23 protein-coding genes are annotated in these 20,190 nt (G+C 63.9%); 4 read left to right on the top strand and 19 right to left on the bottom strand.

Annotated features, from left to right (window positions below; translation table 11 throughout):
• Positions 1-2: 2 nt before the first annotated feature.
• The 8 genes from EJ074_RS09195 to EJ074_RS09230 form a co-directional block, all read right to left on the bottom strand.
• The gene (locus EJ074_RS09195; protein ID WP_129553092.1) at positions 3-584 is read right to left on the bottom strand and encodes a F0F1 ATP synthase subunit B; all 582 of its coding nucleotides are present in this window, start codon (positions 582-584) and stop codon (positions 3-5) included.
• 61 nt (positions 585-645) lie between these two features.
• Positions 646-870: a F0F1 ATP synthase subunit C gene (locus EJ074_RS09200; protein ID WP_040971820.1), complete on the bottom strand. Its 225-nt coding sequence runs from the start codon at positions 868-870 to the stop codon at positions 646-648.
• A gap of 79 nt (positions 871-949) precedes the next feature.
• Positions 950-1,708, bottom strand: coding sequence for a F0F1 ATP synthase subunit A (locus EJ074_RS09205; protein ID WP_095805516.1), 759 nt, complete (start codon positions 1,706-1,708; stop codon positions 950-952).
• Positions 1,709-1,773: 65 nt separating this feature from the next.
• Entirely contained in the window at positions 1,774-2,166 is a 393-nt protein-coding gene (locus tag EJ074_RS09210; RefSeq protein ID WP_095805515.1) for an AtpZ/AtpI family protein, read from the bottom strand.
• 265 nt (positions 2,167-2,431) lie between these two features.
• The gene (locus tag EJ074_RS09215; RefSeq protein ID WP_129553093.1) at positions 2,432-3,616 is read right to left on the bottom strand and encodes a cell wall hydrolase; all 1,185 of its coding nucleotides are present in this window, start codon (positions 3,614-3,616) and stop codon (positions 2,432-2,434) included.
• 126 nt (positions 3,617-3,742) lie between these two features.
• Positions 3,743-5,170, bottom strand: coding sequence for a ribosome biogenesis GTPase Der (der, locus tag EJ074_RS09220; RefSeq protein WP_129553094.1), 1,428 nt, complete (start codon positions 5,168-5,170; stop codon positions 3,743-3,745).
• 67 nt (positions 5,171-5,237) lie between these two features.
• Positions 5,238-5,903, bottom strand: a complete 666-nt coding sequence (locus EJ074_RS09225; RefSeq protein ID WP_095805512.1) for a tetratricopeptide repeat protein — start codon at positions 5,901-5,903, stop codon at positions 5,238-5,240.
• Positions 5,903-6,118 carry a hypothetical protein gene (locus tag EJ074_RS09230; RefSeq protein ID WP_129553095.1) on the bottom strand — a complete coding sequence of 72 codons (216 nt, stop codon included), beginning with the start codon at positions 6,116-6,118 and terminating at the stop codon, positions 5,903-5,905. The genes EJ074_RS09225 and EJ074_RS09230 overlap by 1 nt, the downstream gene beginning before the upstream one ends.
• Between EJ074_RS09230 and EJ074_RS09235 the strand changes: the two genes are divergently transcribed.
• Positions 6,117-7,133 carry a polysaccharide deacetylase family protein gene (locus EJ074_RS09235; protein WP_129553096.1) on the top strand — a complete coding sequence of 339 codons (1,017 nt, stop codon included), beginning with the start codon at positions 6,117-6,119 and terminating at the stop codon, positions 7,131-7,133. The genes EJ074_RS09230 and EJ074_RS09235 overlap by 2 nt on opposite strands.
• Before the next feature lie 21 nt (positions 7,134-7,154).
• Here the strand turns inward: EJ074_RS09235 and sbmA are convergent, their stop codons facing one another.
• The 3 genes from sbmA to EJ074_RS09250 form a co-directional block, all read right to left on the bottom strand.
• Complete coding sequence (gene sbmA, locus EJ074_RS09240; protein WP_129553097.1) at positions 7,155-8,414, bottom strand: peptide antibiotic transporter SbmA; 1,260 nt, start codon at positions 8,412-8,414, stop codon at positions 7,155-7,157.
• Positions 8,415-8,536: 122 nt separating this feature from the next.
• Positions 8,537-9,697 (bottom strand): YbfB/YjiJ family MFS transporter, encoded by a 1,161-nt coding sequence (locus tag EJ074_RS09245; RefSeq protein ID WP_129553098.1) that lies wholly within the window; start codon positions 9,695-9,697, stop codon positions 8,537-8,539.
• Between the two features lie 88 nt (positions 9,698-9,785).
• On the bottom strand, positions 9,786-9,983 hold the full coding sequence (locus tag EJ074_RS09250) for a hypothetical protein (protein ID WP_129553099.1): 198 nt from the start codon (positions 9,981-9,983) through the stop codon (positions 9,786-9,788).
• A 99-nt stretch (positions 9,984-10,082) separates the two neighbouring features.
• Here EJ074_RS09250 and EJ074_RS09255 point away from each other — a divergent pair, with 99 nt between their 5' ends.
• The 3 genes from EJ074_RS09255 to EJ074_RS09265 all read left to right on the top strand — a co-directional run bounded on the left by EJ074_RS09255 (position 10,083) and on the right by EJ074_RS09265 (position 12,741).
• Complete coding sequence (locus EJ074_RS09255; protein ID WP_129553100.1) at positions 10,083-10,997, top strand: LysR substrate-binding domain-containing protein; 915 nt, start codon at positions 10,083-10,085, stop codon at positions 10,995-10,997.
• 77 nt (positions 10,998-11,074) lie between these two features.
• A complete protein-coding gene (locus EJ074_RS09260; protein WP_129553101.1) occupies positions 11,075-12,331 on the top strand; it encodes an aminopeptidase in 1,257 nt (418 codons plus the stop codon).
• 56 nt (positions 12,332-12,387) lie between these two features.
• Positions 12,388-12,741, top strand: coding sequence for a DUF488 domain-containing protein (locus EJ074_RS09265; RefSeq protein WP_095805506.1), 354 nt, complete (start codon positions 12,388-12,390; stop codon positions 12,739-12,741).
• 230 nt (positions 12,742-12,971) lie between these two features.
• Here EJ074_RS09265 and EJ074_RS09270 read toward each other — a convergent pair whose 3' ends face one another.
• The 8 genes from EJ074_RS09270 to EJ074_RS09305 all read right to left on the bottom strand — a co-directional run bounded on the left by EJ074_RS09270 (position 12,972) and on the right by EJ074_RS09305 (position 20,016).
• Positions 12,972-13,307 (bottom strand): ArsC family reductase, encoded by a 336-nt coding sequence (locus EJ074_RS09270; protein WP_165350062.1) that lies wholly within the window; start codon positions 13,305-13,307, stop codon positions 12,972-12,974.
• 112 nt (positions 13,308-13,419) lie between these two features.
• Positions 13,420-14,409: a 2-dehydropantoate 2-reductase gene (locus tag EJ074_RS09275; protein ID WP_129553102.1), complete on the bottom strand. Its 990-nt coding sequence runs from the start codon at positions 14,407-14,409 to the stop codon at positions 13,420-13,422.
• Complete coding sequence (locus EJ074_RS09280; RefSeq protein WP_165350063.1) at positions 14,409-15,911, bottom strand: acyl--CoA ligase; 1,503 nt, start codon at positions 15,909-15,911, stop codon at positions 14,409-14,411. The genes EJ074_RS09275 and EJ074_RS09280 overlap by 1 nt, the downstream gene beginning before the upstream one ends.
• Positions 15,912-15,921: 10 nt before the next feature.
• On the bottom strand, positions 15,922-16,620 hold the full coding sequence (locus EJ074_RS09285; protein WP_095805503.1) for a fumarylacetoacetate hydrolase family protein: 699 nt from the start codon (positions 16,618-16,620) through the stop codon (positions 15,922-15,924).
• Positions 16,620-17,372 carry an ABC transporter permease subunit gene (locus tag EJ074_RS09290; RefSeq protein ID WP_129553104.1) on the bottom strand — a complete coding sequence of 251 codons (753 nt, stop codon included), beginning with the start codon at positions 17,370-17,372 and terminating at the stop codon, positions 16,620-16,622. Before EJ074_RS09290 ends, EJ074_RS09285 begins: the two co-directional genes overlap by 1 nt.
• A gap of 9 nt (positions 17,373-17,381) precedes the next feature.
• Positions 17,382-18,149: an ABC transporter ATP-binding protein gene (locus EJ074_RS09295; RefSeq protein ID WP_129553105.1), complete on the bottom strand. Its 768-nt coding sequence runs from the start codon at positions 18,147-18,149 to the stop codon at positions 17,382-17,384.
• A gap of 37 nt (positions 18,150-18,186) precedes the next feature.
• Complete coding sequence (locus EJ074_RS09300; RefSeq protein ID WP_129553106.1) at positions 18,187-19,014, bottom strand: ABC transporter permease; 828 nt, start codon at positions 19,012-19,014, stop codon at positions 18,187-18,189.
• A gap of 9 nt (positions 19,015-19,023) precedes the next feature.
• Positions 19,024-20,016, bottom strand: coding sequence for an ABC transporter substrate-binding protein (locus EJ074_RS09305; protein WP_129553107.1), 993 nt, complete (start codon positions 20,014-20,016; stop codon positions 19,024-19,026).
• Positions 20,017-20,190 lie beyond the last annotated feature (174 nt).

Consider the following 20,190-nt stretch of genomic DNA (forward strand, 5'->3'; position numbering starts at 1 on the left):
CCTCACCGGCTCGCGGATTTGACCGCGGCCGCGATCTCGGCCTTGTCGGCTTTGCCGCCGACAAGCGCCTCGACGATGGCCGAGGTGGTGTCCTCGGCGATCGTGCCGACTTCCTTCATGGCCTTGGCCTTGATCGAGGCGATGCTCGCCTCGGCCTCGCCAAGCTTCTTCTCAAGTTCCGCTTCGAGCTTCTTGCGCGTGCCTTCGGCTTCCGCCTTGGCGGCTTCGCTCGCCTGCTGCCCAATCGCGTTGGCGCGAGACTTGGCCTCGGCCAGTTCCTGCTCATAGGCAGCAACCGCGGCATCGGCCTCGCCCTTCAGCCTTGCGGCATGGTCGAGATCCTGGGTGATGCGGTCGTTGCGGACGTCGATTATACCTCCGACGCGCGGCATCACAATCCGCTTCAGGAACAGATAGAAGAGCGCGAAGGTGATGACGAGCCAGAAGATCTGCGACGGGAAGGTCGCGGCATTGAACGGCGGGAACGTGCCATGCTCCTCGGCAGGCACGCCAGTGCCTGCATGCGTCTCGCCTTCGGCCGCGGCCGGCGCGGATTCTTGCGCAAAGGCAGATGTCACGAACATCTCATTCCCCTGTCCATAGAGCGGGGCCGCACCATGCGGCCCCTTGCGTCAGCTCTGGCTCTTACTTGAAGACCAGCAGCAGAGCGATCAGGAGCGAGAAGATGCCCAGAGCTTCGGTCACGGCGAAGCCGAAGATCAGGCGGCCGAACTGGCCGTCAGCTGCCGACGGGTTACGCAGGGCGCCCGACAGATAATTGCCGAAGATGTTGCCGAGGCCGATGCCCGCGCCGCCCATGCCGATGCAGGCGATACCAGCGCCGATAGCAGCTGCTGCAGTTGCGTCCATTTCAAAACTCCTGTGGTTTTTCGTAGTCGTTGCGGTTGGTACGTTGGGTATGCTGGCGCCGCGGCGCCGGAGAAATCGATCAGTGGCTCGGGTGCAGAGCGTCGTTCAGGTACATGCAGGTCAGCACCGCGAAGACGTAGGCCTGCAAGAAGGCGACCAGCAGTTCCAGCGCCGTCAGCGCGACCGCCATGGCGAGCGGCAGAACCGAGCCGGCAATGCCGACGGCGCCGAGCGCGCTGAGGCTGACGACGAAGCCCGAAAACACCTTGAGCGTGATGTGGCCTGCCAGCATGTTGGCGAAGAGACGAACCGAGAGGCTGACGGGGCGCGAGACGAAGGAAATAACCTCGATCGCCACGACCAGCGGCAGAAGGTAGCCAGGCACGCCATGCGGGACGAACAGCTTGAGGAAGCCCAGGCCGTGCTTGGCGAAGCCGTAGACAATGACGGTGCCGATGACCAGCGCGGCCAGAGTGAAGGTGACGATGATATGGCTGGTAACGGTGAAAAAGTAGGGGAACAGGCCGATGAGATTGGCGACCAGCACGAACATGAACAGCGAGAACACCAGCGGGAAGAACTGCATGCCCTGCTTGCCGGCCGCGTCGCGCAGCATGTTGCCGACGAACTCGTAGGCCATTTCCGAAACCGACTGAAGACGGCCCGGAATGAGGCTGCGGCTGGCGGTGCTCATGTAGAGGAAAGCGGAAGCGACGAGGACCGTCACGACCATGAACAGAGCGGAGTTGGTGAAGGAAACGTCGTAGCCGCCGATATGCAGCGGGATGATCGGATGGATCTGGAACTGGTGGATCGGATCGACCTTGTCAGCAGCCACTTTTAATCCCCGTCAAAGCCACAACCGGCTTCTAAAGTTCACATTTGCGCCTTGCGGCGCTTCATTCATTTTTTCGGCTCGCGCGGCTTGTCGCCCTGGCCGAATTGCGGTGCAAGCCCTGCCGAACGCAGGACGTTCAGTATGCCGGCGCCGAAGCCGAGCAACAGCCCGACGATCAGCCCCCAGGGCGCGATCCCCGCCAGACGGTCGATGAACCAGCCCAAGCCGACACCAACCACCACCCCGGCGATGAACTCGCTGGACAGTTTCAGTGCCTGACCGTAACCGGTCGCAGCGCTCGCTTCGTCTTTCCCCTCGAGCCGGTCCGTGCGTCTTGTCGCAAGCGATGCTTCAAGCTCGCGCCGGCGGCGCTCAAGTTCGTCGTCGCGGATAGCGGCTTCATGCTGTTTGCCGCGGCCGGTTTCTCCGGTTCCGTCTGGCCCGTTTTTGTCGGCCATCGCAACCCCCCTGCCCGGGCAGACTATCACCGTCCGTCCGCTTCTAAAGTCGCCGGCAACATAGTTAGAGGGTCCGCGCCCGTCAAGCCACGGGCCGAACTTCAGTGCGATGTATTTTCCCGTTGAAAATCAATAGCTTACTCAGGTGCGACATCGTGCCCGTCACGCCCGCTCGAGGACTCGGCGCGAATCCGGGCGGCAGGGCGCGCCAATCAACACGCCAGTCCAGCCGCGAAGAGTGCTGCCTGGGGCCCGGTAGGACGGCTCAGCTCCAGCCGCCGCCATAGGTGCGATAGAAGATATGCAGGCCGATCTTGGTCATCCGCTTCATGGCGCGCGCCCAGCCCGGATGGACGTAGTTGGCATAGTAATGCGTCGAGGAGCCGACCTCGGGAATGAAGATCTTGCCGGCCGTAACAGCCATGGCAACGTCCTGGGCGGTCTTGTAGGCGACCGGATCGTTGATGCGCTTCTTCCTGCCGTCGCAGGCGAAGGAGAACTGGCAGCGGTTGAACCAGTTGTCGTTCTGGTAAACGACGCCGCAGATGGTCTTCGGATAGGCCGGATTGCGGACGCGGTTGAGGATCACCTGCGCCACCGCGGCTTGGCCGCGGACGGGTTCGCTGCGTGCCTCGAAATAGATGCCTTTGGCCAGACAGGCCTGCTCCGGCTGGGAAAAGACGCTCGCCGGCAACGGGTTCTGCATCCAGGCATGGTCGCCCTGGCCCATCGGCGGAATGAAGCGGCCATCATTGGGCTGCTCGTCCTGCAGCAGCGCCTCGAATGGCGAGGCCTTGGCGTAGTCGGGCGCCGCCTGGGCGTAGGCAGTGGCAAGGATGTCCGGCTTGTCGTTGTTGACGAGCGCGACGAGCGCGGCGGGCACACCGGGATCCGGCTTCTTGTCGAGGCGAAGGTGGAAAGCCTGGGCAATCTGCACCTCCTTGCCCTTGATGCCGGGCTTGGCGAAGGTCAGCTTCAGGCCGCTGTCCATGCTGGGACGAAGCAGTGAAGATGTGCGCTGGAAGATCGAGCCGGCGCTGAAATTCTTCGGCGGTGCGACCGGCGAGACCTGGACGATGCGGCCCTTCTTGTCGGCGCGCACGACGCGGTCTTCATCGGGCGTGGTGCCGGCGACATTGCCCTTGCCGCGAAACGCAACGGTGCCCACGCCCGGCAACTGCACGCCGGAGCCGGAGATCGAGCCGGTGGAAACGGAATCGACGAACGGCATCTCGGCGGCATGCACCGAACCGGCGGCGGATTTTTCGACATAGGCGTTCCAGCGGGCGCTTGGCGCCTCCAGCCCGGAAACAAGGCTCGCCATGTCCTGATAGGCAACGACGGACGGGAAACCGACCCAGATGCCGAGCCCGAGAAGCAAAGGAGGCAGGAAGGAACGCTTGCTCTCACCGGCGGCGGCGACAAGCCGCTTTACAACGCGTCGATGCACGGAACTCTCCAGAACGCCACTGACTCCTGGAGAGCCAAAATGAAGCATTAACCTTGATGGTGGGTTAACGAGATCGATCGTGTTGTTTTTATGTTAAGGGCAAAAAGGGGCGTTGCCGGCTGACGATCACCGCTTCTTCGCGCGACCCGCGAAAGGATTGTCAGAGGTGCGCAGCGCCATCCGGATCGGCACGCCCGGCATGTCGAAGGCCTCCCGCAGGCTGTTCGACAGATAGCGCATATAGGATTGCGGCATGGCGTCCGGCCGCGAGCAGGAGACGACGAAGCCCGGCGGGCGGGTCTTGGCCTGCGTGACATATTTGATCTTCAGCCGGCGGCCGGCGACGGCGGGCGGCGGATGGTGGGCAAGGATGCCTTCCAGCCAGCGGTTGAGTTTTCCGGTCGAGACCCGGCCGTTCCAGACCTTGTGCGTCTTGATGACGGCGTCCATCAGCCGGTCGAGGCCACGCCCGGTCTCGGCCGAGACCGTCACCGCCTGGATGCCGCGCACTTGCGGCAGCAGCCGCTCGGTCTTCTCGCGCAGCTCGGCCAGCAGTTCTTGGGGATTGTCGATCAGGTCCCATTTGTTGAAGGCGATCACCGGGGCGCGGCCCTCGCGGATGATCAGGTCGGCAATCTGCAGATCCTGCTTTTCGAAGGGGATGGTGGCGTCCAGCACGATGATGACGATCTCGGCGAAGCGGATGGCGCGCAATCCGTCCTGCACCGAAAGCTTCTCGAGCTTTTCCTGCACCTTCGACTTGCGCCGCATGCCGGCGGTGTCGAACAGTTTGATGCGGCGGCCGCGCCAGTCCCAGTCGACCGAGATGGAATCGCGGGTGATGCCGGCTTCAGGACCTGTCAGCAGCCGCTCCTCGCCAATCAGCGCGTTGATCAGGGTCGACTTGCCGGCGTTCGGGCGGCCGACGACGGCGATGCGCAGCGGCTTGGTGTCGTCATAGGCGGGCTCGGCGTCCGGATCGGCAATATCCTCGCCGATCAGCACCTCGCTCACGGCGATCTCGTCGCTCGGCTCCTCGTCCTCGCCGAAGGCGCGTTCCTCGCCGAGCGCCGCAATCACCGCATCGCGCAGGTCGGGCATGCCCTGGCCATGCTCGGCCGAGACCGGGATCGGCTCGCCGAGGCCGAGTTCCCAGGCCTCCAGCATGCCGCCCTGCGCGCCGCGGGCTTCCGCCTTGTTGGCGACCAGCACGACCGGCTTGCCCGACTTGCGCACCACGTCGGCGAAAGTGCGGTCGTCGGGCATCAGGCCGGACTTGGCGTCGACGGTGAAGAAGATCAGGTCGGCCTCGCGGATCGCGATCTCGGTCTGCTGGCGCATGCGGCCGGGCAGCGTCGAGGCTGCGGCGTCCTCGAAACCGGCGGTGTCGATGACGTCGAAATGGAGATCGTAGAGCTTCGCTGGATGGACACGGCGGTCGCGCGTCACGCCCGGCGTGTCGTCGACAAGCGCCAGCTTCTTTCCGACCAGCCGATTGAAAAGAGTCGATTTGCCGACGTTAGGCCGACCGATGATGGCGACTTTGAAGCCCATCCGGCTTTACCATTTGTTCTGCATGTCGTTGTCCCCAAAACCGCTGCGCACTTTTGGGCGACATGCGCTACGAAGCGCTGCCCGACCCGCGGATCAACTCGGCCATCAGCTGGGCCCGCTGGCGCACATTGCGCGGGGCGCCGTCATCCGAGGAGATCTGGTCGAACAGTTTCAGCGCGTCCGCCGACTTGCCTTCCTTCCAGGCGGCGAGGCCGAGCGCCTCGCGCGCCGAACTGCGCAGCGGGTTGGTGTCGGCGGTCAGCGCCTCGACGCGGCTGGAAACATCGGCGAAGGAGCCGTGGTCGACGAGCAGCAGGGCGGCCCTCAGCCGCGCCATGTCGCGGATGCCAGCGGGAATGGCGGTGTCGGCGGCAACCTCGTCGAAGTCCTTGACGGCTCCATCGACGTCGCCCTTTTCGGCCTTGACGGTAGCGGCGCGCATGCGGGCAAGCAGCGGATAGGCGCCGTAGCCGTCCTTTTCCAGCTGATCGAGCGCGGCGATCGCCTCGTCGTTCTTGCCGTCATTGGCAAGCTTGAGGGCCTGGGAGAAGGCATCGCCCGAGCGGTTGGCGCGGGTCTCGTCCCAATAGCGGTAGCCAACGACGCCGGCCGTCGCCAGCACGACCAGGATCGCGAGGCCGAGCAGGGCCGGACCAAAACGATCCCACAGCGCCTGTGCCTGCTCGCGACGAATCTCTTCGTTGACCTCGCGGATAAAACTGTCGTCCGACATCAAATCAAAAACCATTGCAGGCCGCGACTATCGCCCTTTGCCGGGCGCTTCTTGAGCCCGCGTTTTAGCGAAATTTTGTCGCCATGGAAGGGGTCCGCTCGGAAAATCGGCTGGACAATCCAGCGCGGCCTGAGAGCCGATGTGGAACGCATCGATGCCACATTTGGGCAATAGCCGGCTTTCGAACAAGCTGAAAGCGCCGAAAGCCTGCCCATGCCACAATCGTTTCGCGTCCTCGTCTTCGGTCTCGCATGGGTAGCCTTCTCTGGCATGGCGCTTGCTGATCCGCCCAGACCGCCGGCGCCGACGCCGACCAAACCCAAGCAGGTCGTCCTCATTTCTTTCGACAGCGCGCGCGAGATCTCGCAATGGGAGCGCAGCCGCGCATTGGCAAAGCGCACCGGCGCGCACTTCACCTACTTTCTGTCGTGCGTCTTTCTGCTCTCGCCGCAAACACGACAGGAATACACCGCGCCCGGCAAGGGCGCCGGCAAATCCAACATCGGCTTCGCGGCCTCCAAGCAGGAAGTGGCTGACAGGCTGGAGCAGATCCGGCTCGCTGCCGCCGAGGGCCACGACATCGGCAGCCATGCGTGCGGCCATTTCGACGGCAAGGATTGGAGCAAAGCCGACTGGCTGGCAGAGTTCGCAGAATTTCGGCACATCTTCGAGAATGCCTACGCCATGAACGGCATTTCACCCGAACCGGACGACTGGCGCGGTTTCGCGCGCCATGCCGTGACCGGTTTCCGCGCCCCGTATCTGTCGACCGACAAGGCGCTTTATGAAGCCTTGCCCGAAGCCGGCTTCCAGTACGACGCGAGCGGTGTATCGAAAGCCCCCGCCTCGCCGCCGAGCAAGAACGGCATCACGCGATTCGCGCTGCCGCTGGTTCCGGAAGGGCCGGAAGCGAGGCCGGTGGTCGCGATGGACTACAATCTCTATGTCCGGCATTCGGGCGGCTTCGACAGGCCGTCCATGGCGAACGTGTTCGCCGGCCGCGCCTACGACGCGTTCCGCGCCGCCTTCGACGCCCAGTACAATGGCAAGCGCATGCCGCTGGAACTGGGCTTTCACTTCACCCAGATGAATGACGGCGCCTACTGGAACGCGCTGGAGCGTTTTGCCGGTGAGGTTTGTGTCATGCAGCAGGTCGAGTGCATCAGCTTCCGCGACTATGTCGCGCGGCAGCGCGGCGGCGCCGCGCAAAGGGTCGCGGCGGGCGGCTGAGCGCCCACCATCAGGTCCAGTTCAGGCCGGATCCTCGGCGCCCTGCCGTGCCAGATAGCGCTGGTCGATATCCGGCAGCGGCTCACCCTGGAGGGTCGCCTCGAAGGCACGCAGGCGCTTGTGAACGGATTGCAGCTCGACGATCGTCGACCAGGAATTCAGCAGGAACTGCAGCGAGTTCGTCACCTTGCCGAAGGCATTCGATATCTGGTTGAGAGCACCGAAGGTGATCTTGTGCGCCACCAGCGACGGTCCGAGGATCAGCAGCGAGAAGATGTTGTCGGCCTGCAGGTAGGTGTACCTGACGACGTTGAAATAGATGTAGTGGAAATAGAGCCTGAAGTAGTTGCGGCGGACATTGGCGAACAGCTCCGTCGTTGTCGCCGGCTGAGCCCGGTCGGGGTGGTCTTCGCCATAGACGAGTTCCTTGCGGTAGGCTGCCTCGACGCGCTGGTTGCGGAACTGCAGGCCCGGCAACTTGAGGCCGGCGAGCATCACCGAGGCCGTGCCGAAGACGCACCAGGCCAGAGCCGCAACGACCAGAGGCTGCGGTACCGCACCGACGATCGGCAGTTCGGTGATGTGCGCCTGAAGCTGGATCATCACCGGCAGGAAGGCGATCAGGGTCATGATTGATTGGACGAATGTCGAGCCCAGGTCCTCCATGATCTGCGAGAAGCGCATTGTGTCTTCCTGGATGCGCTGCGAGGCGCCCTCGATGTGACGCAGCCGAGTCCAGTTCGCCATGAAATAGTTGTTCATCGCGGTGCGCCAGCGGAAGATCCAATGGCTGACGATGAAGGCATTGACCACCTGCACATTCATGCCGACCAGCGCCAGCCAGGAGAAGTCGGCCAACCCCTTGTAGAACTCCGTGTCGGTCGACGCGGTCGTTCCCGACATAAGCCCCTGCACGTAGTCGAAGAAGGGGCCGTACCAGTTGTTGACCGCGACGCTGACCTGCACGTTGAAATAGATGAAGAAGAGGACGACAGCGGTCATCAGGATCGACCAGTTCTGCCACGGGTGCGGGGCATACCAGGCCCAGAAGGCGTAGAAGATGGCTACGCAGGCCGCAAAGTAGATGTAGAACCACAGAAACGGTTTTGACCACAGGACCGCAATGCCGATGATCGGCGGAACTCCTGCCGCTGCCGGAGGCAGCCCGATCATAGCGCCCAGTTGCTCGCCGCCGAAGAACCAGAACAAGATCGCCGCGAGGCTCCAGGCGGCGGCCGAGGTGAAGAAGAGCTTCGGCTGCGGGAAGAAGGATACGAACACTGTGGCGGGTTCCTCGGGTCGAATCGCAAATCAGCGAGGTTGCTGTCGGCGGGCATAAGGTCACACATTAGTGGGAAAGCAAATGCCCGTGCCCCATGCCCGGCGCCGAGCAAGGCTGCAAATCATGGCGATTTTGGCGCAGCCGACCAGGCGATGACGCCGGACACCAGCAAAGCCACCGCCGCCATCAAGGAGGCAAGCACGTAATCGCCAGCGGCTTGGGCAAGCAGGCCGGCGGCGATCGGGCCGATGATCTGGCCGACGCCGAAGGCGGCGGTCATGACCGCAAAGATGCGGCGCGGCGCCTGAGGCGCGAGCTGCCTAGCCGCCTGCAGGCCGAGCGCGGTGATGGCGATGAAGGTGCCGCCGACGAGGACGCCGGCAATCAGCGGTCCAGCGGAGCCTTTGACGACGACACTCGCGGCGACGCCGACCACCTCGACCAGGCAGCTCGCGACGTAAGCGGCGTAGAGCCCGATCCTGCCGGCGAGCTTCTGCCAGAACCAGACAGAGGGAAAACCGGCCAAGCCGGCGACCATCCAGACCGCGGCCTCGAAGACGCGACCGCCGCCGCCCTGGCGTACGATGGCGACGAGGAAGGTCGCGGTCACCACATAGCCGAAACCGAACAACCCGTAGGCGAGGATCATCTTACCCAGCGACCTGTCCTTGGGCAGCGCCGGCTCGGGCCCGTCCACGCCGTTGGCCGGCGTGGCGGACCCTGCAAGCAGCGCGACGAGGAGCAGGCCGACGGCAGAGATTGCTCCCGACCACAGCCAGCCAGCGGACCAGACGGCATGTTCGGTGACGAGGACGGCCAGCAGCGCCGAGGACGCGGCTATGCCCAGACCGACGCCGCCGAAGTGCAGCGCCTGCAAATCGCTCCGGCCGGCAGCGGCAAGATGGCTGAAGACGATCGACGCCATGAACACCATGACGAAGGCGCTGGCGAGGCCGGCGAGAAAACGGATGACGAGAAAGGCCACCATCGTCCCGGTCAATCCCATGAGGCCCGCAAGAATGGCGCTGGCGGCGAGGCTCGCAAACATCAGCGTGCGCTCTCGCCCGTGCGCCCAGCCGCCGGCCGCGGCGAGCGCGCCGATCAAATAGCCGAGATAGTTGGCTGAGGCGATCCAGCCGGCGTCGGCCGGCGTCAGATGCAACTCATCCATCATGCCGGGCAGGATCGGCGTGTAGACGAAACGGCCGATGCCCATGGCGACGGCAAGCGCAACCATGCCTGCAAGGGCGAGGCGCAAGGGAGTGGGCGAGGCCAAGTTCATTGCAGCGCACAATAAGTGTGTGCGCAGGCGAAACAATGCGCTTGCGTTGGGCCAGTACTGCCGCCCTTCGCCCCGCTCGAGGCCGCAGTCAGCGGCAGGCCGTCTCGTAGGCCGTGCGACCGGCCGTCAGCCGGAACGGCATGTCGCCAAGCTCGCGTTCCGACATCGTGTCGAGTACCGGATGCGACAGTGGATCGACGACCCAGCCAGCGATCTCGCTCTCATCACGCCGGCCTCGTCGCGGTCCGGGCACCGAGAGCGTCTTCAGAAAAGATAAAATCTTCATCCGAACACCTCCAATGTTGGTCCCTAGACCTCAACAAAATCGGCCTCCCCTCGCCCCGTTTCAATTGAGATTTCGCCCCAAGCGGTTTAGAAAAACTGAATGGCAATGTTGAACCGTGTCCATCTCAACGGCCTGCGCGCCGTCGAAACCGCCGCTCGGCTTGGATCGCTTGCCGCCGCGGCGGCCGAGCTCAACGTCTCGGTCAGCGCCGTCAGCCAGCAGATCAAGCGCACGGAAGACCAGCTCGGTCAGGCGCTGTTCGAACGAACGCCGGGCGGGCTGGTGCCGACGGAGTTCGGCACCGTCTTCACGGCCCGGCTGAGCGCCGGCTTTCGCGAGCTCGCGCAAGCGGTGGCGCTGGCCGACGAGACGAGCCAATGTACGCTGGTGGTATCGGTGGCGCCGGCCTTCGCCTCGAAATGGCTGCTGCCCCGGCTGTCGCGACATTTCGCCCGCCACCCCAGCGTGCTCTTGCGCATCGACGCCTCGGGGAGGATCGCCGATCTCGACCGTTCCGACATCGACGTCGCGATCCGGATGGGCGACGGCAAATGGCCGGAGGTGCGTGCGGAGCTTTTGCTTGCGCAAGAGATCTTCCCGGTCTGCGCTCCCGCGATTGCAGCCAGGCTGAAATCGATCGAGGATCTCGCCACGACCTGCGCCATCACCGACGAGCGCTCGATGATCAGCTGGGACAGTTGGTTCGAGGCGGCAGGCGCAAAGCCGGTCACCTTCCAGAAAGGCGCGCGTTTCACCGACCCGATGCTTTGCCTGGAATCGGCCATCGCCGGCCATGGCGTGATGCTTGCCTGGCAATTGCTGACCGCCGATGCACTTGCCGATGGGCGACTGGTCGCGCCCTTCGGCGTGCGTGCCGAGAGCGGGCTGGGTTACTGGCTGGTAACCTCGGCTACAAAAAGCGAAAGCCGCAAGGTGCGCGATTTCAAAGTCTGGATCCGCGAAGAGATCGAAGCGACGATGGCGCAGTTCCGGGCGTTGGACAGCGCCGTCTGACCCAGTCGATCGCGGTGGAAAGGCCAGCCGCACCGGTCTATGTAAGGATCAGTCCCACAATCACGGCAGGCAGGATCATGACCACACATTCGCGCGGCGTCTCGGCAACCATCGACCCGGTAAAGCTCGACAGGCTGGCCGAGGTCGCCGTCAAGGTCGGGCTGCAGCTGCAGCCGGGACAGGATCTGGTGCTGACGTCGTCGATCGCGGCACTGCCGCTGACACGGCGCATCGTCGAGCATGCCTACAAGGCCGGCGCCGGGCTGGTGACGCCGATCTTCAACGACGACGAGATCACGCTGGCCCGCTTCCGCCACGGTACCGATGCCGGCTTCGATCGCGCCGCCGACTGGCTCTACGAAGGCATGGCGAAAGCCTTCGCCAACAACGCGGCGCGGCTCGCGGTGCGCGGCGAGGACCCGTCGCTGCTGTCAGCGCAGGACCCGGCCAAAGTGGCGCGCGCCAACAAGGCGAACTCGATGGCCTATCGGCCGGCGCTGGAGAAGATCACCGGCTTCGACATCAACTGGAACATCGTCGCCTATCCCGACCTTGCCTGGGCGCGCCAAGTGTTTCCGGGCGAGGCCGACGACGTCGCCGTGGCGAAGCTCGCCGAAGCCATCTTCTCGGCTTCGCGTGTGGACGTCGAAGATCCGATCGGCAACTGGCGGGCCCACAACGCGGCGCTGGCCGAGCGCACCAAATGGCTGAACGAGCACAATTTTCACGCACTGCATTTCACCGGGCCGGGCACCGACCTGACGGTCGGGCTGGCGGAGGGCCATGAATGGATGGGCGGCGCCTCGACCGCCAAGAACGGCATCACCTGCAACCCGAACATCCCGACCGAGGAAGTTTTCACCACACCGCATGCAAGGCGGGTCGAGGGCCACGTCTGCTCGACCAAGCCGCTCTCCTACCAGGGCACGCTGATCGATGAGATATCGGTGCGCTTCGAAGGTGGGCGGATCGTCGAGGCCAAGGCCGCCAAGGGCGAGGATGTCTTGAAGAAGGTCCTGGACACCGACGAGGGCGCGCGCCGGCTCGGCGAGGTGGCGCTGGTGCCGCATTCCTCGCCGATCTCGAAGAGCGGGCTGTTGTTCTTCAACACGCTGTTCGACGAGAACGCAGCCTGCCACATCGCGCTCGGGCAGTGCTATTCGAAGTGCTTCGTCAACGGCGCCTCGCTTACTCCGGAGGAGATCGCCGAGCGCGGCGGCAACAAGAGTTTCATCCACATCGACTGGATGATCGGCTCGGACAAGATCGACATTGACGGCGTCACCAGGGACGGCAGCCGCGTGCCGGTCATGCGCGAGGGCGAATGGGCCTAAAGCGGACTCGGTGCTTGCGCAATTCCGGACAGAAAACCGCTATACAAGGAGGCGTCGTGGCCTTCGACATTGCCGTTAAGCGCATTTACGAGGCGCCGGATAAAGCCGATGGCCAGCGGGTGCTGGTCGACCGCATCTGGCCGCGTGGCGTTGCCAAGAAGGACGCCGCGCTGGCGCTGTGGCTGAAGGAGGTCGCGCCGAGCGACGCATTGCGCAAGTGGTTCGGGCATGATCCGGAGCGCTGGGCGGAGTTTCAGAAGCGGTACCGCGTGGAGCTTGACCGCAACGAGGAGGCGGTGGCTGAGCTGCGCGGCCTGCTTCGGAACGGCAAAGTGACGCTGCTCTACGGCGCGCATGACGAGGCGCATAATAATGCGGTGGCGCTGGCTGAGTATTTGCGAGGTGCGTGAGCTGACAGCGTTAGCGACTGGCGAAGGCCGACGCGACGGCCGATCTCCCCCCTTGCGGGGGAGATGCCCGGCAGGGCAGAGGGGGGTGCTGGCCCGCCGACCTCTCAAGCGTTCATTGTCGATTCGAACTGGAACACGTTCAACCAACGTCGCGTTCCTTCACACCCCCCTCTGACCTGCCGGCCATCTCCCCCGCAAGGGGGGAGATTGGCAGCTTCGCCGTCCTGCCCCTACTTCACCGCCTCCCCATATACCTCCGCTTTGAACCCAACCAGCAGCCGCTCACCAACCTCCAGCACGGGGCGCTTGATCATGGTCGGCTTGGCCAGCATCAGTGCCTTGGCCTTGTTCTCGTCGAGCGATTCCTTGTCCCCCTCCGGCAACTCGCGAAAGGTCGTGCTGCCCTTGTTGAGCAGCTTTTCCCAGCCGACCTTGCCGACCCAGCCGTTCAGCCTCTCCGCTTCGATCCCTTCGGCGCGATAATCATGGAAGCGGTAGGGGATGTCGTGGCTCTCCAGCCAGACACGCGCCTTCTTGATCGTGTCGCAGGTGGTGATGCCGTACATGGTGATCGTCAACAGGAACTCCTCGGCGTATTGCATTCGCCGGCACCCTAAGACCGGCCTTTGCCCATTGCCAGCGGCTCGGATGAATTTTGGACTTCCAGTGGATGCAGGTCTATTTCGAAGCCGGATAGCACCCGCGTTCGATGGCGAGGCGCCGCACCAGCGCCAGCACGGTGTCGATGGTCGGCGTCGGCCTGCCGGTCAGGCGGCCGAGTTCCTGCACGGCGCTCACCAGCGCATCGATCTCCATCGGGCGGCCACGCTCGAGGTCCTGCAGCATCGACGTCTTGTGCTGACCGACATCGCCGGCGCCCTTGATGCGCCGATCGACGGGAATGGGAAAGCGCACGCCGAGGCTGTCGCCGATCGCCTGCGCTTCCAGCATCATGGCGCGAGCGACAGCGCGCACGCTGTCGTCGGCGACGATCGACGCAAGCGTGCTGCCGGTCAGCGCCGAGATCGGGTTGAAGGAGAGATTGCCCCAGAGCTTAACCCAGATCTCCGAGCGGATGTCCTCGCGGACCGGCGCCTGCAGCCCGGCCTTGATCATTTCGCGCGCGAGCGCTGCGACACGCTCGCTCTTGCGGCCCGAGGGCTCGCCGAGCGAAAAGCGCGTGCCCTCGACATGGCGGATCAGGCCGGGCGCGTCGACTTCCACAGCCGGATAGACGACGGAGCCGATGACGCGCTGCGGCCCGATACGCTCCCAGATCGTTCCGCCGGGATCGACCGCATCGAGGCGCGTGCCTTCGAGCGCGTCTCCGGCCTTGTAGAAGTACCACCAAGGCACGCCGTTCTGCATGGTGACGACGGCCGTTCCCTCGCCCAGCAGCGGCGCGATCTCGCCCAGCGCCGGCGCCAGCGAATGCGCCTTCAGCGCCAGCACGACATAGTCCTGCGCGCCGAGTTCCTCGGCCCTTGCAGTCGCCTTTACCCGCGCGACAGTTTCCTTGCCATCTTCGATCAGGCAAAGCCCATTTGCCTTGATTGCTTCGAGATGCGCACCGCGGGCCACGATCGACAGATCGACGCGGCCCGCAATCGCCAGCTTGGCGGCGAGGTAGCCGCCGATCGCGCCGGCGCCGAAGACAGTGACGCGCATCAGCCGAGGCCGAGCTTGGCGGCAAGGCCGATGCGCTGCAGCTTGCCGGTCGCTCCCTTGGGGATCTCATCCAGGATCACCACCTTGCGCGGCACCTTGAAATCGGCAAGCCGCGTCGCGGCGAAGCCGCGAATCTCTGCCTCGCTGGCGCTCTGGCCCTCGCGCAGCACGACCGCCGCGGCGACCTCCTCGCCGAGTTTGTCATGCGGCATGGCGAAGGTGACGACCTGCGCCACCGCCGGGTGATCCATCAGCACGCCGTCGACCTCGAGCGGCGAGATCTTCTCGCCGCCGCGGTTGATGATTTCCTTCAGCCGGCCGGTGACGCGCAAGTAATTGTCCTCGTCGAGCACGCCCTGGTCGCCGGTGTGGAACCAGCCATGGGCAAAGGCACTGGCATTGGCGTCAGGATTTTTCTCGTAGCCGGCGGTGACGTTCGGGCCGCGGATGACGATCTCGCCGATCTCGCCGGCTTTGAGCAGCCGACCGTCCGGCGCCATGACGGCGACTTCCGGTCCGGCGGCTGCGCCGACGCTGCCCGGCTTGCGCCGGCCGGGCGGCAGGCGGTTGGAGGCCATCTGATGCGCGGCCTCGGTCATGCCGTAGGATTCGATTACCGGGCAACCGAAGGTCGCCTCCAGCTCGGCCATCACCTGGGCCGGCAGGGAGGCGGACGAGGAGCGAATGAAACGCAAGCTTGCCTCGGCCAATTGCTCGGGATTGCGCGCGGCGCGCGGCAGGATCGCCTGGTGCATGGTCGGCACGGCCGTGTACCAGCTCGGCTTGGCCTCGGAGAGCCACTGGAAGAAGCGCAGCGCGTTGAAGCCGGGGGTGCAGAAGACGCTGCCGCCGGCGGCCAGCGAGGACAGCACCGCCGCGACCAAACCGTGGATGTGGAAGAGCGGCATGATGTTGAGGCAGCGGTCGTCCGGGGCCAGGCCGAGCGTCGCGCCGATATGCGCGGCCGAAGCGGCAAGGTTGGCATGGCTGAGCGGCACCAGCTTGGGGCGCGACGTGGTGCCTGACGTATGCAAAAGAAGCGCCGTGTCGCCCTCCTCGGCCAGTCCGGATGCGACCGCCGGCCCGACCGGATCGCCATCGATCGTGAAGACGCCCGCCGGAGCACCCTCCGGCACGAGCAGACGCAGCACAGGGATGCCGAGGCGCGCGGCGACCTCGACCGCTGGCCCCTGCTCGTCCCTATCGACCAGGATCGCCTTGACGCCGATATCGCTGAGATAGAAATCGAACTCGTCGGCCCGATAGGCCGGATTGAGCGGCGCCGTCGAGGCAGCCGCAGCCACCGCGATGAAGGCGGTCGCCATCTCCGGTCCGTTGGGCATCACGATCGCGACCCGGTCACCGCGGCCGATGCCAAGCGCGTTGAGCCGGGTCGTCGTCTCCTGGATCAACCGGCGCAATCCGCCATGCGAGAGGGTTGTCCGGCCGGGTGCGGAAATCGCCGGCGCGCCATCTGCGGCTGCGACGATCCGCGCGATCATCGATTTCGTTTCAGACAACCTTGACCTCAATGTCGCCGACGCTGTCGATATGGCCGGTGAGAATGTCGCCGCGCTGAACCGCGCCGACGCCGGACGGCGTCCCCGACAGGATAAGATCTCCGGGCCTGAGCGTAAACAGGCCCGAAAGATAGCTGATCATTTCGGGAACCTTCCAGATCATCTGATTGAGATCGCCGGTCTGCTTCCGCTGGCCGTTCAGGTCCAGCCAGATCGCGCCTTGAACGGGATGGCCGATCAAGCTTGCGGGAATCAGAGGGGTGCATGGCGCGGACGCCTCGAACGCCTTGCCGACTTCCCAGGGCCGGCCGAGATCCTTGGCCACGGCCTGCAGGTCGCGCCGTGTCATGTCGAGGCCGACGCCGTAGCCGAAGACGCAGTCGAGAGCTCTATCGACCGGGATGTCCTTGCCGCCGCTTTTCAACGCCACCACCAATTCGATCTCATAGTGGACGTCGCTGGACGCCGGCGGATAGGGAAACTCGCCGGATGTGTTGACGTTGTCGGGGTTCTTCTGGAAGAAAAATGGCGGCTCTTTGTTCGGGTCATGCCCCATCTCCACGGCGTGCGCGGCGTAGTTGCGGCCGACACAATAGACCCGATGCACCGGAAACAGCTTGTCGGACCGAGCGACCGGGATGGCCGGGATCGGGGTCGGCTCGATTGCGTAGTCTGCGCCGTGAACGTTCATTATCTTGCTCCTGCATAATATTCGACTTTGGCTTCGGCCCGCTCGATCAGTTCGGCGACCAGGAGAGCGAAGGCGAAAAGGATGATGGTGAGGGCCCAGAAATCGGCCATGCGGAAATTGCGCGAAAACGTCTCGAAGAGGGCCCCATAGCCGACGATGGCGACGAGCAGTTGGCCGATCACCACGCCCTTGACGCCGCGGATGAGGCCAAGCCTTATGCCGGCGAGGATTTCCGGCAGCGCCGCCCAGAGAATGATTTTCAGGTACAACGCCCGCCGCGTGGCGCCATAGCAGCGCGCCATCTCGATAAGCGACGGCGAGATGTGCCGGACGCCGGCGCGGGTATCGAGCACGATGATCCAGATCGCAAACAGGAACACCGCCGCGACGATTGTCCTTTCGCCGAAGCCGAACAGGATCATCAGCACGGGCACCAGCGCCGAGAGCGGGGCACTGGAAAAAATGTTGACCCACATACCGAGCAAATCGTCTGCGATCTTGACGCGGCCCATAAGAATGCCGAGCGGCACGCCGATCACGACCGATAGCGCTGTACCGGTGAAAAAGGCACGCAACGTCGTGACCGTCGCGCTCTGCCAGGAGGGCGTCTGCACCAGACCGACAGCTGCGCTCAGCACCTCGCTGAGTGGAGGCAGCAGGAAAACCAGGCCGAGCCTGCCGACGATCTCCCACATTGCGCACCAGACAAGCAGCGACGCCATCATCGGTGCACGGTAGCCGAACAGGATCATCTCAGGGCCTCATTCGGCATATTGCTTCAACCCCTGCCAGATTTCCTGGACGGTATCGAGATAGTGCTCGTCGCGGTGGATGAGGTCCGGGTCGCCGGAGCGGTCGATCTCAGGCTCTATGATCTGCGAAACCCTGCCTGGACGGGGCGACAGGAGCACGATGCGGTCCGATATATAGACCGCCTCCTCGATCGAGTGCGTGACGAAGATGAAGGTCTTGCTCTGATTGCTGCGCAACCTGATCAGGTCCTCCTGAAATTTTCGCCGGTTCTGCTCGTCAACGGCCGAGAACGGTTCGTCGAGAAGCAGCACGTCGGCATCAACCGCCAGGGCGCGCGCCAGACCGACGCGCTGGCGCATGCCGCCCGAAAGCTCATGCGGATATTTGTTCTCGAACCCGGCGAGTCCAACCTCGGCTATGTAGTGGCGTGCGATGTTCTCACGTTCGGCTTTTGGCTTGCCGCGCAGTTCGAGCCCGAAAGCCACGTTGCGGATCGCTGTTGCCCACGGCATCAACGCAAAATCCTGGAACACGAACGCGCGTTCGGGGCCTGGCCCGCTGACCACCTTGCCGTCGACCGCGATTGTGCCGGCATTGGCCTTGATCAGCCCAGCGATGATCTTGAGAAGCGTCGTCTTTCCGCACCCGCTCGGGCCGAGCAGGCTGGTCAATTTGCCGCGTGGAAAGTCGAGATCTATGCCGCGCAGTGCCTCGGTGCTGCCGTAGCTCTTGGAGATTCCCCTCACCTCGACGATCGGATCGACTGGAGCGGACATCGAAAAGGGTTCCTTCCTCAGCATGGCAGCGCGCATCTCAGGTTCTCCTTGCCTCGGGCCTGAAGACGCGCAGCTCGACCCATTGCAGGGCAACCAGCGTCAGGGTCGAAAACGCGATAATCGAGGCAATCGTCGCATACATCTCGGCATAGTCAGCGCGTGAACGGTGAAAGGTGATCAAGTCGCCGATCCCGGTCGGCGTGATCAGCAATTCGGCCAGCACGACGCCGACGAAGCCTGCCGCCACACCCAGCCGCAGCCCCGCGAAAATGACCGGGCTGGCGTCAGGAAGAATAATCCGCGTGACCACTTGCCAGCGAGTTCCGAGGAACGAGCGGCACATGACGATGAGCGACTCGTTGACGTTCCGCACCGCCTTGTAGGTGTTGAGCACGATGACCGGCAAAGCCAGTATCATCACGGCTAGCGTCTTGGCGGTGATGCCGATGCCGTAGACAAAAGTCACCATCGGGATGAACGCCGCGACGGGCGCGGCCTGCAACACGATGAACACCGGGATGACAAACCATTCACCGGTGCGCCACAGCCCGCACAGCGTTCCGAGGCCGACGCCAAGGAAAGCCGACAGCACGATTCCGAGCAGCAAGGGTTGCAGCGTCGAGACGTAGGCCATCGGCAGACTGCCGTCGGCGATCAGGCCGATGAAGGCGGTGAACGTGGCAGAGAAAGTCGGAAATGCAAAGCTAACCGGTATGCGGCCGGTGATTTCCCATATGCCCGCAAAGAGGGCGATCGAAACCAGCCTCAAGAGAACTGGCTGGTCCTGCCATCCGCCCACCTCGCTGCGCGCCGACGGGCTAGCAAGGCCGACGGCCTCGCTCTCCGTCTTGATGCCAGTCGCCATTCGCCTGACCTATTTCTTGCCGAGCTTGGCGACGGCGCGGTCGATAGCCGCGACATCCCAGAAATCCTCGACCTTGAGGGAGGCCGGATCGCCTTCGATCTGACCGGCGAGACTGAAGAACGCAAAATCGTCCGCTGCCGCCTCCGCCCCGCCGCCGTTCAATACCAGACTGCCGGCGCCCGCCGTTTCTTTGTAATAGTCCGCGATCTCCGCATCGGCCTCCCCGCCGAGGTCGGGCAGCAGCTTGTATTTGTTGCGAAACTCTACCGCAACGGCAGGGTTCTCGGTGATCTCGCGCGCCGTCTTCATCAGTTCCTCGACCAGGATATCGACATCGGCGGCATTGTTCTTCAGGTAGTCGGCGGTTGCGAACAATCCTTCATCGGTGGCGCTGAGATCATCGACAGGCAGCACGATGAACTTGCCGGGCGCCTCCGCCTCGAGAGCGCGCCGATTGGCCGCGTCGACGATCGAGGCTTTCAGCGTACCCTGGATAAGCGCGTTGCGCCGGACCTCGGAACCTGGGACATAGCTGATGGTGCCGAGTTTGATGCCGTGGGTCTTGGCCATCAGCAGCATGACGGCCTCCGTGCCGGAGCCCCGCGCCTGCACCGCGACGTCCTGGCCGTCCAGATCCTTCCACTCCTTGTAGAATTCGCTGTTGACGACCGGAAAGAAGCGCAGCGTCGATATCTGCGCAAACAGACGAATAGGCACGCCCGCTTTCTGGATCAGGGTATAGGGCGCGCCGACGCCCACGTCCGCCTGGTTGCCGACGATGGCTTGCGCCGCCAGGTCTTCATCATTGAGAATGATCAGTTCGACGTTTACTCCGCGCTCCTTCGCGCGCTCGATGGCGGTGAGTGTCTGGATGGATTCAATTCCCGGCAAATCCCCGAACGCGATGCGCATATCGCCTGCGCTGGCAGCGTCGACCGACATTGCGCCGATGGCCGCGGCGAGGGCCGTTGCGAGGACGGCTCGCCTGGACAAGTTGGTCATGTTGCATCCTCCCATTTTTTATAACCAATTTTGCAAATGGTTATGGTTTTTGCTCAGATTGGTCAAGCGATAATTCGCTTTCAGCTGGAGTCGGCGGGATTTCCAGCCAGCAATTCGGATATTGACGGCTTCGCGCTGCCGATTTATCACCAAGCGGAATCATCAATCGGCGAA

This window comes from Mesorhizobium sp. M3A.F.Ca.ET.080.04.2.1, from assembly GCF_003952525.1.
GTDB lineage: Bacteria > Pseudomonadota > Alphaproteobacteria > Rhizobiales > Rhizobiaceae > Mesorhizobium.

Excerpts from the sequence above, each read along its gene's own strand:
- EJ074_RS09195 (WP_129553092.1), bottom strand. The coding sequence starts at position 584 with ATGTTCGTGACATCTGCCTTTGCGCAAGAATCCGCGCCGGCCGCGGCC.
- EJ074_RS09200 (WP_040971820.1), bottom strand. The coding sequence starts at position 870 with ATGGACGCAACTGCAGCAGCTGCTATCGGCGCTGGTATCGCCTGCATC.
- EJ074_RS09210 (WP_095805515.1), bottom strand. The coding sequence starts at position 2,166 with ATGGCCGACAAAAACGGGCCAGACGGAACCGGAGAAACCGGCCGCGGC.
- der (WP_129553094.1), bottom strand. The coding sequence starts at position 5,170 with ATGGGCTTCAAAGTCGCCATCATCGGTCGGCCTAACGTCGGCAAATCG.
- EJ074_RS09225 (WP_095805512.1), bottom strand. The coding sequence starts at position 5,903 with ATGTCGGACGACAGTTTTATCCGCGAGGTCAACGAAGAGATTCGTCGC.
- EJ074_RS09235 (WP_129553096.1), top strand. The coding sequence starts at position 6,117 with ATGCCACAATCGTTTCGCGTCCTCGTCTTCGGTCTCGCATGGGTAGCC.
- EJ074_RS09230 (WP_129553095.1), bottom strand. The coding sequence starts at position 6,118 with ATGGGCAGGCTTTCGGCGCTTTCAGCTTGTTCGAAAGCCGGCTATTGC.
- EJ074_RS09245 (WP_129553098.1), bottom strand. The coding sequence starts at position 9,697 with ATGAACTTGGCCTCGCCCACTCCCTTGCGCCTCGCCCTTGCAGGCATG.
- EJ074_RS09250 (WP_129553099.1), bottom strand. The coding sequence starts at position 9,983 with ATGAAGATTTTATCTTTTCTGAAGACGCTCTCGGTGCCCGGACCGCGA.
- EJ074_RS09255 (WP_129553100.1), top strand. The coding sequence starts at position 10,083 with ATGGCAATGTTGAACCGTGTCCATCTCAACGGCCTGCGCGCCGTCGAA.
- EJ074_RS09260 (WP_129553101.1), top strand. The coding sequence starts at position 11,075 with ATGACCACACATTCGCGCGGCGTCTCGGCAACCATCGACCCGGTAAAG.
- EJ074_RS09270 (WP_165350062.1), bottom strand. The coding sequence starts at position 13,307 with ATGTACGGCATCACCACCTGCGACACGATCAAGAAGGCGCGTGTCTGG.
- EJ074_RS09275 (WP_129553102.1), bottom strand. The coding sequence starts at position 14,409 with ATGCGCGTCACTGTCTTCGGCGCCGGCGCGATCGGCGGCTACCTCGCC.
- EJ074_RS09280 (WP_165350063.1), bottom strand. The coding sequence starts at position 15,911 with ATGATCGCGCGGATCGTCGCAGCCGCAGATGGCGCGCCGGCGATTTCC.
- EJ074_RS09285 (WP_095805503.1), bottom strand. The coding sequence starts at position 16,620 with ATGAACGTTCACGGCGCAGACTACGCAATCGAGCCGACCCCGATCCCG.
- EJ074_RS09290 (WP_129553104.1), bottom strand. The coding sequence starts at position 17,372 with ATGATCCTGTTCGGCTACCGTGCACCGATGATGGCGTCGCTGCTTGTC.
- EJ074_RS09295 (WP_129553105.1), bottom strand. The coding sequence starts at position 18,149 with ATGTCCGCTCCAGTCGATCCGATCGTCGAGGTGAGGGGAATCTCCAAG.
- EJ074_RS09300 (WP_129553106.1), bottom strand. The coding sequence starts at position 19,014 with ATGGCGACTGGCATCAAGACGGAGAGCGAGGCCGTCGGCCTTGCTAGC.
- EJ074_RS09305 (WP_129553107.1), bottom strand. The coding sequence starts at position 20,016 with ATGACCAACTTGTCCAGGCGAGCCGTCCTCGCAACGGCCCTCGCCGCG.